Here is a 15,735-nt window from a genome sequence, read left to right on the forward strand (position 1 = left end):
CGTGCCATGACCGAGCACGCTCCTATGAAGCACGTTGCCATGTTCAGCAAAGTCCTGATCGCCAACCGCGGCGAAATCGCCTGCCGCGTCATCGCCACCTGCCGCCGCCTCGGCATCGCCACCGTGGCGGTGTATTCCGATGCCGACCGCAACGCACGCCACGTGCGCCTGGCCGACGAAGCCGTCCACATCGGCCCGGCCGCCGCACGCGAGAGCTACCTGCGTGGCGATGCCCTGCTTGACGCCGCGCGCGCTACCGGCGCACAGGCCATCCACCCCGGTTACGGCTTCCTGTCCGAGAATGCCGACTTCGCCGATGCCTGTGCCGCCGCCGGCATCACCTTCATCGGGCCACCGCCCAGCGCGATCCGCGCGATGGGTGACAAGAGCGCGGCCAAGGCGCTGATGGCCAAGGCCGGTGTGCCGCTGACGCCGGGTTACCACGGTGACCAGCAGGCGCCGGACTTCCTGCGCGCGCAGGCCGATGGCATCGGCTACCCGGTGCTGATCAAGGCCAGCGCCGGTGGCGGTGGCAAGGGCATGCGCAAGGTCGAACGCAGCGAGGACTTCGTCGATGCGCTGGCCAGCTGCCAGCGCGAGGCGGCCTCGGCGTTCGGCAACGACCACGTGCTGGTCGAGAAGTACGTCGAGCGCCCGCGCCATATCGAGATCCAGGTGTTCGGCGACAGCCACGGTGAGGCGGTCTACCTGTTCGAGCGCGACTGCTCGGTGCAGCGCCGCCACCAGAAGGTGCTGGAAGAAGCACCCGCGCCGGGCATGAGCCCCGAACGTCGTGCTGCAATGGGCAAGGCCGCGGTCGATGCCGCACGCGCAGTGGGCTATGAGGGGGCGGGCACGGTGGAATTCATCGCCGGCCCGGACGGCGATTTCTACTTCATGGAAATGAACACCCGCCTGCAGGTCGAGCACCCGGTCACCGAATACATCACCGGCACCGACCTGGTGGAGTGGCAGCTGCGCGTGGCTTCGGGCCAACCGCTGCCGCTGCGCCAGGACCAGCTGGCCATCCATGGCCACGCGATCGAAGCGCGGCTGTACGCCGAGGATGCCGACCGTGGCTTCCTGCCCTCCACCGGCACCCTGCGCCGCCTGCGCCTGCCGGCAGCGTCGGCCAACGTGCGCGTCGATACCGGCGTGGAGGAAGGTGACAGCATCACCCCGTACTACGATCCGATGATCGCCAAGCTGATCGTCTGGGACGTGGACCGCGACGCCGCGCTGCGCCGCATGAGCCAGGCCCTGGCCGACTGCCAGGTGGTGGGCGTGACCACCAACGCCGGCTTCCTGCGCCGCCTGGTGAATACCGATTCGTTCGCGCACGCCAGGCTGGATACGGCGCTGATCGAACGCGAACAGGCGGCATTGAGTGCCGTGGGCGACGCGGGTGCGGACCTGTGGCTGCTGGCCGCCGTGGCTGCGGTGGCAAGCACGGCGCCCGCCAGCACCGACGTGCGCGATCCGCATTCGCCGTGGCGGTCACAGGATGGCTGGCGCCTCGGTGCGTCCGCGCCGCGCGTAGTGCCGCTGCAGCAGGGCGAACGCAAGCACACGCTGAAGGTGTGGGCGCAGGCCGATGGCTGGCGCGTGCAGTGCGATGACGCTGCACCGGTGCGGGTGATCGGCAGGGCCGATGTGCACGGACTGACGGTGCAGCTGGGCGAGCGCCGCGGGTCGCTGCAGCTGCTGCGCGACGGTAACCAGCTGTACCTGTTCGGCGCCGACGGCCAGCACCGCTTCACCCTGCATGATCCAGTGGGTGAATCGGACCACGCCGTGGCCGACGCCGGCAGCCTGCTGGCACCCATGCCGGGCAGGATCGTGGCCACGCTGGTCGCGGCCGGTACCGAGGTCAAGCGCGGCACGCCGCTGGTGGTGCTGGAAGCGATGAAGATGGAGCACACCCTGCAGGCACCGGCCGATGGCACGGTGAAGGGTTACCGTGCCAAGGCCGGCGACCAGGTCGGCGACGGCGCGGTGCTGGTGGACTTCGAGGCGACCTGATCGCCGGGGCGGCGGCCGCTCAGCGGTCGTCGCCCGTCGCCACCCGCCCGGCCGGATCGAATTCGGCCGTGTCCAGCGTGGCACTGCGCCAGCCCAGGCCACAGATGGCCATCGCGCTCTGGCCGATGCCATCGAACCCAAAAGCACGATCGACATCGGCATCGTTGATCGCCGCTGTCACGAATGCTGCCAGCCCGCGCTCGGTGGCGCACAGGTACAGCAACTGCGAAATGTGGCCCACGTCCAGCGTCACCGCACGGTGCGCCTTGGCATGGTTGCGATACTTCCAGAAGCAGCGGTCATAACGCGGTGCCAGTACCAGCAGCGCTGGCGCATCGGCGAACCACGCCTGCCCGGACAGCATCCGCCGCGCCATCGCAGGCAACGCCTGCGGCGGTGGCGAGGGCAGCGGCAGCACGGCGTGCTGCACCGGATGATAGTGGTACAAGCCCGGTGCCAATCCTTCCACGTTCTGCACCAGCAGGAAGCCCTCGGTGGGATGCAGGCCGCCACCGGAAGGCACGTTCTTCTTCAGGAACTCGGTATCGCGCTCGACCTTCTGCACCGCGTGCGCCATCAACGTCCGCTGCAGCACCTGGGCCAGCAGTGGCAGCGGCAACGCGCGCTGCGGGTCGAAATTGCGGCAGGTGGTGCGACGCGCCAGCAGTGCATCGAACGCGGCCTCTTCGCTGCGCGGCAGCGGCTGGTAGTCGCCCTGCATCGGCTGCACCACCGGCGGTGGCGGCCCCAGGCGCTGGCGCAGGCCGGCCGCGGTGTCCAACCCCTGCCGGCGCATGTCCTCCACGCTGTCCACGGCCTGCCAGCGCGCATGGCGATGGGCCAGCGCAGCCAATGGCCACCACTGGCTGCGCCGCAGCGCCTCGTCGCGCATCTGGTGCCCCACCTCGCTCGGTGGGTCGGTCAACAGCAGGCCCTGTTCGACCAGGCGGGCCAGCATGGCCGGGCAGGCATCGGCGGGCGGTTCGCTCCAGCGGTGCGCGCTGAGCCCGCCCAGCAGCTGGCGCTCCTCGGCGTCCACCGGCAGTGGCTGGTCCAGGTGGGCGGCCAGCGCCACCCAGCTGATCTGGCTGTCCATCTCGGCGTGGCCGGCCAGCATCGCGCGCAGGTCCAGGGTGACCGCCTCGCGAGGCTCGAACATCAGGCTGGCGCAGCGGCGCAGGCGCATCGGTTTCCTTCCTTGTGCCGCACAGCCGGCATAGCAGCAACGACCGCAGCGCGGCCAACTTTAGCGACGTGCACAGCGCGGCCCTCAATGGCGGGCTGTCGCGGCCGATACGAGTAGCTCCACCTACGGACAATCCCCATGAGCCATCCCCGTCTTTCCGCCGCCGACGCCAGCACCCTGCTGGAGCACCTGATCGGCAGCGAAGCGTTCCGCAGCCACTTCACCGCTTCGCCGGCCAAGGCCCTGGCCTCGATCGGGCTGGACGGTGCCGTTGGCGAAAACGACTGCATGAAGATCGGCACCCTGGCCTCGGTCGAGGAGCTGAGCCGCACCCGTGATTCGCTGCATGCGTACCTGAGTACCTCGACCGCCTCGATGACCGTGGTGTTCTGCTTCGAAGCCGACCGCATCGACGAGCGCGTCAACGCCTGAGTCCGCATCAGCGCGACACTCGCACCGACGTCGCCTCGGTGGCGATGTCGTGCACATTCAGGGGTTGCCAGACCTGCATGGACGCCACCTCGGCAATGGCCTGGCCGTGGTGCCGGGCCAGCCAGGCCTGCTCGCGACGCACGCCGGCAGTGTCCTGCTCGGCACGCAGTGCCTGCAGCAGCACAACGTGGGCCTGCACAGGTTCGCTGCCATCAAAGGTGGGCTCGAGCAGATGGCGTGCCGCCCGCGGACGCTGTTGCGCCAGTTCGGCCATCGCCAACACAACCCGACGCCACTTGCCCACCACAGGGCTGCGCTGCCGCTCCAGCAGTTCGCCATGGTCGCGCAGCCACTCTGCGGCCAGCGCATGCTGGCCCTGGCGCTGGGCCAGATAAGTCAGGGCCAGCAGCTGCAGGCTGCGGCTGCCCACGGCGGAGTCGTCGTTGTTCCGCAGCAGCGGCCGCAGCACGGCGGCAATGGATTCAAGCTCCTTCGCATCGCCGGCCGTGCACAGCGTGGTCACGGTGGCGTGCTGCAGGCGTTGATGGATCTGGTAGTCGATCAGATCCGGTGCTGGACCGTCCGCAGCAATCGCGGCATGCAAACTGCTGCAATCACGCTGCTCCGCAGCCACCAGCAGGTGGGCCCGCAGGCGCATGCGCTGTTGCAGGTCGTCCCCCCGCGGCAACCGCATCAACAGCTGCTGCGCCTGTGCATCCAGGCCCTGCGCAACCAGCACGTCCACATCCAGGTCGTCGGCCTCGTCATTGCCGCGCAGCATCCGTGCCTGGCGCAAGGTGCGCATTGCCTGCTGCGGCTGGCCGAGGCCCAGCTGTGCCCGCGCCAGATGGATGGTCGGATACAGCCGCAACGGGTCCTGAGGCACCGTCGCGGCGCGCGCATAGGGCTCGGCCTCGGTGAAGCGATTGTCCTGCAGCAACCCCCAGGAGGTATTGGACAGCCCAGCAAACGAATCCGGATAGATCTTGGCCAGTGCACGCCACTGTTCCAGCGGCCAGCCACCGGGTTCCAGTTCGGCCTGCCAGCCCTTCAGGTACAGGCGCTCACGCGCGGGCAGGCGCTGCTGCTGGGCCAGCGCGTGCTCCAGCGCGTCACGCGCGTCCGCGACCTGCGCGGTGCGCGCATGCAGCTTGGCCACGCCCATGTAGGCCAGGGCAAAACCGGGATCGATGTCGATCGCGGCCTGGTAGAGGTTGCGTGCTTCTTCGAAGCGACGCTGACCCAGTGCGCTCTCGGCCAGCGCGAACGCACGCAGTGCGCGCAGGTCCTGGGTCGAGGCGCGCGGCAGCGGCAGGGATTGCTCCAGGCTGGCCACCGACTCGCCCAGTCCGCGACGCAGGCGACCGACCACGTCGTCCACGGCGAACACCATCTGGTCGGATCGATCGGCGGTGGCGGTGAAGGTCTGGATCACCTGGCCACTGCCCGGTGCGGCAACATCGATGGCCAGCTCGTAGCCACCGATCTTCTGCCGCACGGTCGGCAGCAGCACCGCGCGCGCGCCCTCCCGCACCGCCACATCGACCGCGGTATCGCGGTTGAGCCGGGTATCGCCCGAGAGCCGCGCCATTTCCAGGCTTTCCCGGATCTTGCCTTCCGACAGCACGTTCACGTAGCGCGACTGTTCCAGCGCGATCCGGATCGCGTGCCGCATCGAGTCATCGAAGATCGGATCGCCGGTGAGGTTGTCGACATCGCCAAGCACCACCCAGTCACGTTCGGCGAAGGCAATGGCCGGCTCCGACCGCAGCAGCAGCCAGCCGCCCAGCACGGCCGCGGCAAGGATCAGGCCTTCGGCGGCCAGCACCAGCGGTTGCCGCCATAGCGGCAGGTCGCGGCGCGCCTTGGCGTTGGCGCGCGGCATGCGCAGCGGCGCCGAACCGATCTCGCCCACTTCGATCACTTCCTGCACCACCGGCACGCCCTTGAAGCGCCAGCGCCCGTGCGATTTCCACAGCAGGCGCGTGCCACGCTCGCCCAGTGCATCGGTGGCACGGCGGGTCAGCGATTCGGCCACCGCCGACAGCAGGATCTGGCCGGGGCGGGCCAGCATCATCAGGCGCGCCGCCATCGGCTTGGCCAGGCCTTCCACCTCCATCGACTTGGCACCGGCACGGACCGCCTCGGCACTGTTCTCCCAGGTCAGCACGTCGCCCACGTGCAGGCCGGCGCGCGCGCGCAGTTCAATCGCGCGCTGCTGGCCCAGCGCGTGCAGTTCGCGCTGGTAGTCCAGGGCGAAGCCCAGTGCGTCGACGACGCGCTCGAACAGCATGAACAAGCCATCGGAGCGATCGATCAGCTGGCCGTTCCAGCGCTGCTGCAGCACCAGTACCAGGCGATCGTGTTCCTGGAACAGGCTTGCCGCCGCCACATCGCCGATCCGCTCGACCAGCTGCAGCGAATCACACAGATCGGTGAACAGCAGGGCGCGCAGCTGTGGGCTATGCGGGGCTGACGTTCCGTTGTCGCCATTCATCGCCTGCCTCTCCCTATTGGCCGTCCGGATCATCCGCCCAGCGCAGGCAGTTGCCGCCATCGCGCTTGGCCTGGTACAGCGCACGATCCGCGCAGGCATACCACTCGCTCCAGCCTGCCTCCGGCGCCAGCAGGCAGGCGCCGATGCTGACCAGGCTCACATGCGGCGTGCCATGGCTGCGCTCGAGCAGGCCATGCACCGCACTGATGATGAACTCGGCCGCGTGCTGCACGATCTCGTGATTGCCGCGGCGCAGGATCAGGCAGAACTCATCGCCACCAAGCCGGCAGGCCAGGTCCTGCTCGCCGGCCATCGAGCGCAGGATGTTGCCCATGCTCTGCAGCACGCGGTCGCCGGCCTGGTGGCCGTGGCGGTCGTTGATCTGCTTGAAGCGGTCGCAATCGATCAGCAGCAGCGCCTGCGGCGGCCCCTCGGCCCGCTCGCGGCACTCCTGCAGGTACAGGGTGAGGCCTCGCCGGTTGTGCAGCCCGGTCAGTTCATCGGTACGCACCAGCTCACGGGTGTGGGTCAACTGATGGGTAGTGATGTACAGATTGTCCAGCGCGGTTTCCAGATCGTGGTTGCGCCGGCGCAGCTGTGCGATCAGTGCCTGTTCGTTGGCCAGCACGCGCATGATCGTGCGGCGCAGGAAATAGGCCACCAGGCCGGGATCGGATTCGACCAGCCGATGGAAATCGGCCGGGCCCAGCTCCAGCACATCGCAGTCGACCAGCGCGCGCGCACTGGCGCTGCGCAGGTGGTCGCCGACCAGCAGGCCCAGTTCTCCGAAGAACTCGTGCTGCCCGAGCGTCTTGATCACCAGGTCCTCGCCGAAGTCCAGTTCGATCTGGCCTTCGAGGATCACATACATGCGCTCGCCGCGGTGGCCACGCTGGAACAGCCACTGTCCGGCACGGAGCTTGCATGCGCGGGCGAATCTGGCGAACAATGCCACCTCGGCATCGGACAACAGAGCGTGCACGATCTCGGCCATCGCCACCCGGGCGATACCTGTCGTCACATCACTGTTCTCGGCCGCACCCCTGCCGGTCATTCCCTGCACCCGCCGCCAGCGTCCCCTGGTGAGCCGCGGAGCATAGCACCGCTTTAAAGTGTGCGCCCTATCTCATTTTGACCCTTCTGCCGATCTTGATTGATGTGAAGATCGGTGATGGCCCGTTCTGGTCACGGGTGTCCGGGCAAAACTCCTGCTGGATCAATCCGATGCCGGGTTTCACAGGGTTTCGGCCAAGTTGCTGGCACCGGGGTGCGCCTGATTGACGCTCCGCGCGTGCTGCGCCCTTGCATCGATACAACAACGCCGGCAGGTCCCCCGACCGGCCGGCGTTGTCTGGCCCTTCCCTGGCCACCCTGATCACCCGGAGCCCGTTAGTGCCGGCCGCTGGCCGGCAACTGCATGGGCTTCGGAAACATCGATGGGTTGCCGGCCAGCGGCCGGCACCACCGGATCACGCGGCGCGCCGCATCACGCCGCGCGTTCGCTGCGCCCGCCATGGAACTGTTCTTCCTCGGTCGAGCCGGTCAGCGCGGTGGTCGACGACTGGCCCTGCTGGATCGCCTGGGTCACCGCATCGAAGTAGCCGGTACCGACCTCGCGCTGGTGCTTGACCGCAGTGAAGCCGCGCTCGGCCGCTTCGAACTCGGCTTCCTGCAACTCGACGAACGCGCTCATCTGGCGGCGTGCGTAGCCGTGGGCCAGATTGAACATGCCGTAGTTCAACGCATGGAACCCGGCCAGGGTGATGAACTGGAACTTGTAGCCGTAGCTGCCCAGTTCGCGCTGGAACTTCGCAATGGTGGCGTCGTCCAGGTTCTTCTTCCAGTTGAAGCTGGGCGAGCAGTTGTAGGCCAGCAGCTTGCCCGGGAACTTCGCGTGGATCGCCTCGGCGAACCTGCGTGCGAACTCCAGGTCCGGCTTGCCGGTCTCGCACCACACCAGGTCGGCGTAGGGCGCATAGGCCAGGCCGCGGCTGATCGCCTGGTCCAGGCCGTTGCGGGTCTTGTAGAAGCCTTCGACGGTGCGCTCACCGGTGGTGAACGGCTTGTCGTTGCCGTCGATATCGCTGGTCAGCAGATCAGCCGCTTCGGCATCGGTGCGCGCCACCAGCAGGGTCGGCACGCCCAGCACATCGGCGGCCAGCCGCGCGGCGTTGAGCTTCTCGATCGCCTCGCGGGTCGGCACCAGCACCTTGCCGCCCATGTGGCCGCACTTCTTCACCGAGGCCAGCTGGTCCTCGAAATGCACGCCCGCAGCACCGGCCTCGATCATCGCCTTCATCAGTTCGAAGGCGTTGAGCACGCCGCCGAAGCCAGCCTCCGCATCGGCGACGATCGGCTGCAGGAAGTCGATGTCGTCCTTGCCTTCGGCGTGGTGCAGCTGGTCGGCGCGCAGCAGCGTGTTGTTGATGCGCTTGACCACTGCCGGCACCGAATCGGCCGGGTACAGCGACTGGTCCGGATACATCTGCCCGGCCAGGTTGGCGTCGGCCGCCACCTGCCAACCGGACAGGTAGATCGCCTTCAGGCCCGCCTTGACCTGCTGCATGGCCTGGTTGCCGGTCAATGCACCCAGCGCGTTGACGAACTCGCGCTCATGCAGCGATGCCCACAGCTTCTCCGCACCCAGGCGGGCCAGCGAATGCTCGATGTGGACGGTGCCGCGCAGGCGCACCACGTCGGCGGCACTGTAGTTGCGCTGGATGCCTTCCCAGCGCGGGTTGGTATCCCAGTCGTGCTGGATCTGTTCGGCAGTGGGCAGCTTGCTCATGTCTTTCTCCAGTTCGGTTCGTGCGTGCAGCGGGGAGGGAAACGCCGGGAATCGCGGGCGGCGATCAGTCGATGCGCGCGTAGGCCGGCAGGGTCAGGAAATCGGTCAGTTCGTCGCTGCGGCTCAGTTCGCCGAGCAGGGCGATGGCCTCGCCGATGCGTGCGCCACCGGGCAGCGTGGCGGTGTCACCCAGCCGTGCCGGCAGCTGTGCCAGCGTGGCATCCAGCAGCGCCAGGTCGATGGCGGTGCCATCGTCCAGCTGCTGGCCCGGCGTATGCAGCCACTGCCACAACTGGCTGCGGCTGATCTCGGCGGTGGCCGCGTCCTCCATCAGGTGGTGGATCGGCACGCAGCCGTTGCCATCCAGCCATGCCGCCAGGTAGCGCACGCAGACTTCCACGTTGCCTTCGAAGCCGGCGCGGGTGATGGTGCCGGGCGGCCGTGCGATCAGTTCGTCGCGGCCGACGCACACATCCTGGCGCAGCACGCTGTGCTGGTTCGCACCGGGCATGTGTTCGTCGAAGATCGCCATCGCCACCGGAATCAGCGCCGGATGCGCGACCCAGGTGCCGTCGTGGCCGGCGGTCACTTCGCGCAGCTTGTCAGCGCGCACGCGGGCCATCGCCTGTTCGTTGGCGGCGGCATCGTTGTTGATCGGAATCTGCGCGGCCATGCCACCCATCGCATGTGCACCACGGCGATGGCAGGTCTGGATCAGCAGTTCCGAATAGGCCTTCAGGAACGGCTGGGTCATGGTCACCTGGCCGCGCTCGGGCAGCACGCGGTCGGCGTGGCGCCGGAAGGTCTTCAGGTACGAGAAGATGTAGTCCCAGCGCCCACAGTTCAGGCCGACGATGCGGTCACGCAGCGCGTGCAGGATCTCATCCATCTCGAACACCGCCGGCAGCGTTTCGATCAGCACGGTTACCTTGATCTGGCCGTGCGGCAGGCCGAGCATGCCTTCGATGTGCGACAGCGCGGTTTCCCACAGCGCCGCCTCTTCCATGCTCTGCAGCTTGGGCAGGTAGAAGTACGGGCCGCGGTCCTCTGCCTGCAGGGTGCGGGCGTTGTGGAAGGCGAACACCGCCGCGTCGAACAGGCCGCCGGCGATGAACTGGCCATCGATGCGCACGTGCTTTTCGTCCAGGTGCCAGCCACGCGGGCGCACGATCAGCACCGCCTGCTCGTCATACGGGCGCAGCGTGTAGTGCTTGCCATTGGGGGCGGTGTAGTCGAGATCGCCACGCACCGCGGCGGCCAGCGACTGCTGCCCGGCCAGCAGGTTGCGCCAGGTCGGCGAGGTCGAATCCTCGAAGTCGGCCATGAACACCTTGGCGCCGGAGTTAAGCGCGTTGATGACCATCTTCGGATCGGTCGGGCCGGTGATCTCGACGCGGCGGTCCTGCAGCGCGGCCGGCAGCGGCGCAACGCGCCAGTCGCCGCTACGGATCGCAGCGGTGTCCTCGCGGAAGTCCGGCAGGCCGCCCTGGTCGAAGAACGCCTGGCGCTCGCGGCGCGCCTGCAGCCGTGCCTGCCGGCCCGGTTCCACCGCACGGTGCAGCGACACCAGCAGGGCCAGCAGCGGCGCCGGCAGCACGGTGTCCTGGCCGGCCACGCGGGTCGCCAGGGCGATGCCGGGGGTAGCCTTGCTGGCAGGGGTGGGAACAGCGGAAGCGACGGCGGACATGGGGCGACTCCAGCGGTGGGGGAACGTCTCCACGGTGCCGCTGGGCCGGAGTATTTGGCAAAACAGTTTTTGCAATGTTCTACATAAGTTGTGCTAATACTCGTGACACGATGAGCACACGCACCCCGCCAAGTCCGCGTTTTTCCTACAAATCCGACCGGTTGAAGCCATTGCGTGCGTTCTGCCAGACGGTGCGCCTGGGCTCGGTCTCACGGGCGGCTGAGGCACTTTTCGTCAGCCAGCCGGCCATCAGCCTGCAGTTGCAGGCGCTGGAACGGGAACTGGGGGTGCCGTTGTTCGAGCGCAGTGGGCGCCGCCTGGTACCCAGCCGCGAGGGCCAGCTGCTGTACGAGATGGCGCAGCCGCTGGTGGAGAACCTGGACGGGCTGGAGGCGCGCTTCCGCGACAAGGTGCGCGGCCTGGATGCGGGCGAGCTGAACATCGCCGCCAACAGCTCGACGATCCTGTACCTGCTGCCGAAGATCGTCGAGCGCTTCCGCCTGCACCACCCGGACGTGCGCCTGACCCTGCACAACGCGATCAGCGCCGATGGCACCGACCTGCTGCGCGAGGATGCCGCCGACCTGGCGATCGGTTCGATGACCGATGTACCGGCCGACCTGACCTACGCCCCGGCCTACCGCTTCGAGCAGGTACTGATCGCGCCGCACGACCATCCGCTGGCCAGTGGCGGCGAGCTGGAGCTGGCCGACATCGCGCGCTATCCGCTGGTGCTGCCGCCGAAGCGGCAGATCACCTACCGGCTGGTTGACCAGGTATTCCAGCGCCACCGCATCGCCTACACCGTGGCACTGGAAGTGGGCGGCTGGGAGGTGATCAAGCAGTACGTGGCGATGGGCATGGGCATTTCCATCGTGCCGGCGCTGTGCCTGAACGAGGCCGACCGCGAGCGGTTGGCGGCGCGGTCGATGAAGCGCTGGTTCCCCGAGCGCAGTTACGGGGTGATCGTGCGCCGGGGCAAGGCGCTGTCGGCGCAGGCGCGCGCGTTCATCGAGCTGATCCAGCCGGAGTTGTTCAGTCCGCGCGATTACGACCAGAGCGGGCATTCGGAGCGGTGAGGGGTGTTCGGCAGGGCTGCGCCCTGCACCTGCTGAAGCCAAAGCAACAGCAAAAGCCTGCTATCCGTAGATGGTGGGGCGGTGTGGGTGGGCAGGACACGCCGTGAACCCCTCCTTGGGGGCTCGATGGCGCCATCCATGGCGCCAACGGTCCTGCCCACCCACACCGCCCCGCCTCTGACAGTTGGTCGCTGCTGTTGGTGGGTGTCGACCTTGGTCGACACGGTAGATCCACGCCATGCGTGGATGACGGGTGACCGGGGTCAGATCCGTTTTCCGCAGGAAAACGGATCTGACCCCATTTCCGGCTGGCGATGAATAGACTGCACCCATGTCCATCGAACTCCGCCACCTGCGTTACTTCCTCGCCGTTGCCGATACGCTGCACTTCGGCCAGGCGGCGGAGCGGCTGGGCATGTCGCAACCGCCGCTCAGCCAGCAGATCCGCCAGCTGGAAGACCTGATCGGGGCGCGCCTGTTCGTGCGCAGCCATCGTCGTGTGCAGCTGACGCCTGCGGGTGAGCTGCTGCAGGAGCGCGCACGGGCCATCGTGCAGCAGGTGGAAACCGCGGTGGACGAGGTACAGCGCGCGCAGCGCGGCGAGCAGGGCGAACTGCGTATCGGCCTGACCCGGGCCACGCCGCTGTCGCCGCAGATTCCGCGTTCGATCCTGCGCTACCGCCAGCAGTACCCACAGGTGCGGCTGCAGCTGAGCGAGATGAACACGCTGCAGCAGATCGATGCGCTGCTCGACGGTTCACTGGACGTGGGCATCATCCGCAAGCGCGCATTGCCGCCGGAGCTGGTGGCGCACAGCCTGTTCGTCGATCCACTGGCGTTGATCGTGCATGCCGACCACCCTGCCCTGCGCAGGCTGTCGAAGCAGGGCACGTTGTCGCTACGCGACTTCGCGCAGGAGCCATTCGTGGCATTTCGCCGCAGCGCGGGCGCGGGCATCCATGACCACATGATCGCGCTGTGCGCGGCCGCCGGGTTCACGCCGCGCATCGTGCAGGAAGCCGGTGAGGCATCGACATTGATCAGTCTTGCGGCTGCAGGCCTGGGTGCGGCGATCCTGCCCTCGTCCTGCGATCACATCCGCGTGGAAGGCGCGCGCTTCGTGGCGCTGGCCGATGCCGGTGCGCATTCGGAGGTGCAGCTGGCATGGCACCGCGAGGGGGTGACGCCGCTGATCCGCAACTTCGCCGGGCTGTTGCGCGGGGCGTTCGCCGAAGGGTGAAGTGCCACCCACCTAGGTTTGGTAGACGCCAACCTTGGTTGGCTGCCGTGCCAGAGCGCCGACCAAGGTCGGCATCTACCAGAGCAACGCCGCGCCCGTGCGGAACGCGAGGCTGGCGTCAGGCCGTGACCGGCTGCGGCGCGTGCTGCTGCAGCGCCCAGACGATGCCGCCCCCGATCAGGGTCAGCACGGCAGCGAACGCGCACACGCCCAGCCAGTCCCAGGCCGCGTAGGCCAGGCCACCCACCCCGCCCAGCACGCTGGAGCCCAGGTAGTAGGCGAACAGGTACAGCGCCGACGCTTCCGCGCGCATCGTACCGGCACGGCTGCCGACCCAGCTGCTGGCCACCGAGTGGCCACCGAAGAAGCCGAAGGTCACCAGCGCGATGCCCAGGGCCATCGTGCTCAGCCACGGCATCGCCAGCAGCGCGATGCCGGCGCCGATCAGCGCGAACGAGATCGACAGGATGCGGCCGCGCCCGTACCGCGTGGCCTGCTGGCCCATCCACGCCGAACTGAAGGTGCCCACCAGGTACACGCTGAAGATCAGCCCGACCACGGTCTGGCTGAGGTGGTACGGCGGCGCCAGCAGGTGATAGCCCAGGTAGTTGTAGAGGGTGACGAACACGCCCATCAGCACGAACGAGGTGGCGAACAGCCACGGCAGGCCCCGGTCGGCGAACAGCGTGCGCCAGCGCGACGGCAACTCGCGCAGGCCATCGCGTCGCGCGCTGAAATGGCGCGACGGCGGCAGCTGCAGCCACAGCAGCACGGTGCTGGCCACGGCGATGATCGAGACCACGCCGATGCCCCAGCGCCAGCCCCAGTGATCGGCGATGATGCCGGCCAGCAGGCGCCCGCTCATGCCACCGATGGCGTTGCCGCCGATGTACAGGCCCATCGCCAGGCCCAGCGCGCGGCTGTCCATCTCCTCGACCAGGTAGGTCATCGCCACTGCCGGCACGCCGCTCAGCGCCAGGCCAAGCAGGGTGCGCAGCACCAGCAGCGTGGTCCAGTCGTCCACCAGCGCCGTGCTCAGCGACAGCATGGCCGACGCCAACAGCGCAACGATCATCAACGGGCGACGGCCGACCGCATCGGACAGCAGGCCGGCCAACAGCATCGCCACCGCCAGCGTGCCGGTGGTCAGCGACAACGACATCGCGCTGCCTGCGGCGGACACGCCGAAGTGGCGGCTGAACTCGGGCAGCAGCGGCTGCACGGTGTACAGCAGGCCGAAGGTGGAGAAGCCGGCCAGGAACAGTGCCAGCGCGGTGCGGCGGAAGGCCGGCGTGCCCTGCTGGATGCGGGTCTCGGCGATGGGATCGACAGTGGGGGGGCGGCGCTCGACGGCCGCCGCGGTTTCGCCAGTCATGGGATCGAAGGGCCGGTGGGGCGGCCGGGCATGGGAGGGAACGGGCCTCAGACTAGGCCTGTCGATCCAGTCGATCCATAACCTGATAAGTCAGGATTGATACCCAAGAAGTATCAATTCAGCTTACAGGCGCTGCCACTCGAAACCGTCGCCGCGGCGGTAGTACACCGCCACCGCACGGCCGTAGACCTTGTCGGCGTCGACGAAGCCGAAGAAGCGGCCGTCGAAGCTGTTGCCGCGGTGGTCACCCAGCACCAGCACCTTGCCGGCCGGCACCACCAGATCGGCGATGTCCGGACCGCCGCCCATGTCCAGGTCGAGGCGGGCACGGCGCTCGCCGAAGGCTTCCACGTCCTGCAGATCGGCGATCTGCAGCGGCTGGCCGTTGATGCTCAGATGGCCCTCGCGCATCTGCACGTGGTCACCGGCCACCGCCGCCACGCGCTTGATCAGGCGGGTGCCGTCGGCCGGTGAATCGAACACCGCCACTTCACCGCGCTGCGGGACGCCGGTGGCCATCAGTTCCTTGCCGGTGAACGGCAGGCGCAGGCCGTAGGCGCGCATGTCCACCACCACCCGGTCGCCCGGCTGCAGGGTCGGCTGCATCGAGCCACTCGGCACCACGTAGTGGTTGGCGAGGGTATCGCGGGCGGCGGCGAGCAGGCCGAGCATCACCAGCAGCGGCAATGCTTCCTTCTTCAGCCAGACCAGCGCGCGTTCGGACAAGGGAGGACGGGCAGCAGCATCCATGACAGGCTCCGGGTAGGTGGTAGCTGCATCAGACCACATCCAGGCGGGAGAGGTTCCCGCGACGCGATCCGGTAGAGCCGAGCCCACGCTCGGCTTGTTCCTTGCAGCGTCGAGGTTGCCCGACTGGGGCGCAGAGCGGCCGAGCGCAGGCTCGGCTCTACAGGAAGGGTTACGCAGGTTTTACGCGCGGGACCGGCCGCGGGCATCGCACCTTTACGGGCGGCACGCGCATCGTGTGCCCACCGCGCCGCAGGGCGCATTCCGCAAGGTGTTGTATGACCCTCCTGGTGATCCGCCACGCCTCTTCGTCGGCACCGCGTCCCCAACTGCCGACGCAGCTGGCCGGCCATCGCGTGCTGTGCAGCGACTGCGCCAGCCTGTCCGAGGTACGCCAGTGCCTGTGCCAGCCGCAGGCGCGCTCGGCCGACTGGGTACTGCTGGATGTCGGTACCGCTGACGAGGCGCAATGGCAGGCCGAAGGTGGCGCGCTGCAGGCGGCGCTGGAACGGCTGCCGGCGCAGTACATCGAACTGCAGGCCCCCAGCGAGCCAGGGCTGGATGCGCGCCTGCGCCTGCAGCACGGTCCCGCCGCCGTGGTGGTCGACCAGCGCAGCCAGCAGGCCGGCTACCCGTTGTCGCTGGCCATTGTCGGCCGCCGCCTGGCACAGGAGGGCTGAGC

General features: G+C 68.2%; 12 protein-coding genes. 5 read left to right on the plus strand and 7 right to left on the minus strand.

Features of this window, described 5'->3' with window-relative positions:
• Positions 1-6: 6 nt before the first annotated feature.
• The gene (locus AC5P56_RS18675; RefSeq protein ID WP_495231847.1) at positions 7-2,022 is read left to right on the plus strand and encodes an acetyl/propionyl/methylcrotonyl-CoA carboxylase subunit alpha; all 2,016 of its coding nucleotides are present in this window, start codon (positions 7-9) and stop codon (positions 2,020-2,022) included.
• Between the two features lie 19 nt (positions 2,023-2,041).
• Here the strand turns inward: AC5P56_RS18675 and AC5P56_RS18680 are convergent, their stop codons facing one another.
• Positions 2,042-3,208 carry a putative peptide maturation dehydrogenase gene (locus tag AC5P56_RS18680; RefSeq protein ID WP_046427993.1) on the minus strand — a complete coding sequence of 389 codons (1,167 nt, stop codon included), beginning with the start codon at positions 3,206-3,208 and terminating at the stop codon, positions 2,042-2,044.
• Positions 3,209-3,346: 138 nt separating this feature from the next.
• Here AC5P56_RS18680 and AC5P56_RS18685 point away from each other — a divergent pair, with 138 nt between their 5' ends.
• Positions 3,347-3,640, plus strand: coding sequence for an NHLP-related RiPP peptide (locus AC5P56_RS18685; protein ID WP_495231848.1), 294 nt, complete (start codon positions 3,347-3,349; stop codon positions 3,638-3,640).
• Between the two features lie 7 nt (positions 3,641-3,647).
• Here AC5P56_RS18685 and AC5P56_RS18690 read toward each other — a convergent pair whose 3' ends face one another.
• The 4 genes from AC5P56_RS18690 to aceB all read right to left on the minus strand — a co-directional run bounded on the left by AC5P56_RS18690 (position 3,648) and on the right by aceB (position 10,612).
• Positions 3,648-6,137 (minus strand): putative peptide modification system cyclase, encoded by a 2,490-nt coding sequence (locus AC5P56_RS18690; protein WP_046427990.1) that lies wholly within the window; start codon positions 6,135-6,137, stop codon positions 3,648-3,650.
• Between the two features lie 13 nt (positions 6,138-6,150).
• A complete protein-coding gene (locus tag AC5P56_RS18695) occupies positions 6,151-7,191 on the minus strand; it encodes a GGDEF domain-containing protein (RefSeq protein WP_032956218.1) in 1,041 nt (346 codons plus the stop codon).
• Positions 7,192-7,623: 432 nt separating this feature from the next.
• Positions 7,624-8,925 carry an isocitrate lyase gene (gene aceA / locus AC5P56_RS18700; protein WP_019337654.1) on the minus strand — a complete coding sequence of 434 codons (1,302 nt, stop codon included), beginning with the start codon at positions 8,923-8,925 and terminating at the stop codon, positions 7,624-7,626.
• A gap of 64 nt (positions 8,926-8,989) precedes the next feature.
• Entirely contained in the window at positions 8,990-10,612 is a 1,623-nt protein-coding gene (gene aceB, locus AC5P56_RS18705) for a malate synthase A (protein WP_445978574.1), read from the minus strand.
• Between the two features lie 110 nt (positions 10,613-10,722).
• Between aceB and AC5P56_RS18710 the strand changes: the two genes are divergently transcribed.
• Together AC5P56_RS18710 and AC5P56_RS18715 are read left to right on the plus strand one after the other, a co-directional pair.
• Positions 10,723-11,691 carry a LysR family transcriptional regulator gene (locus AC5P56_RS18710; RefSeq protein WP_046427979.1) on the plus strand — a complete coding sequence of 323 codons (969 nt, stop codon included), beginning with the start codon at positions 10,723-10,725 and terminating at the stop codon, positions 11,689-11,691.
• Positions 11,692-12,022: 331 nt separating this feature from the next.
• A complete protein-coding gene (locus tag AC5P56_RS18715; RefSeq protein WP_014645561.1) occupies positions 12,023-12,931 on the plus strand; it encodes a LysR family transcriptional regulator in 909 nt (302 codons plus the stop codon).
• Between the two features lie 118 nt (positions 12,932-13,049).
• Here the strand turns inward: AC5P56_RS18715 and AC5P56_RS18720 are convergent, their stop codons facing one another.
• Entirely contained in the window at positions 13,050-14,306 is a 1,257-nt protein-coding gene (locus AC5P56_RS18720; protein WP_134808405.1) for an MFS transporter, read from the minus strand.
• A gap of 123 nt (positions 14,307-14,429) precedes the next feature.
• Positions 14,430-15,056: a signal peptidase I gene (gene lepB / locus AC5P56_RS18725; protein WP_014645559.1), complete on the minus strand. Its 627-nt coding sequence runs from the start codon at positions 15,054-15,056 to the stop codon at positions 14,430-14,432.
• 275 nt (positions 15,057-15,331) lie between these two features.
• On the opposite strand from lepB, the gene AC5P56_RS18730 reads away from it, so the two are divergent.
• Positions 15,332-15,733, plus strand: a complete 402-nt coding sequence (locus AC5P56_RS18730) for a hypothetical protein (protein ID WP_049441787.1) — start codon at positions 15,332-15,334, stop codon at positions 15,731-15,733.
• Positions 15,734-15,735: the final 2 nt, after the last annotated feature.

Source organism: Stenotrophomonas sp. YJH_SMC_131 (assembly GCF_059367975.1).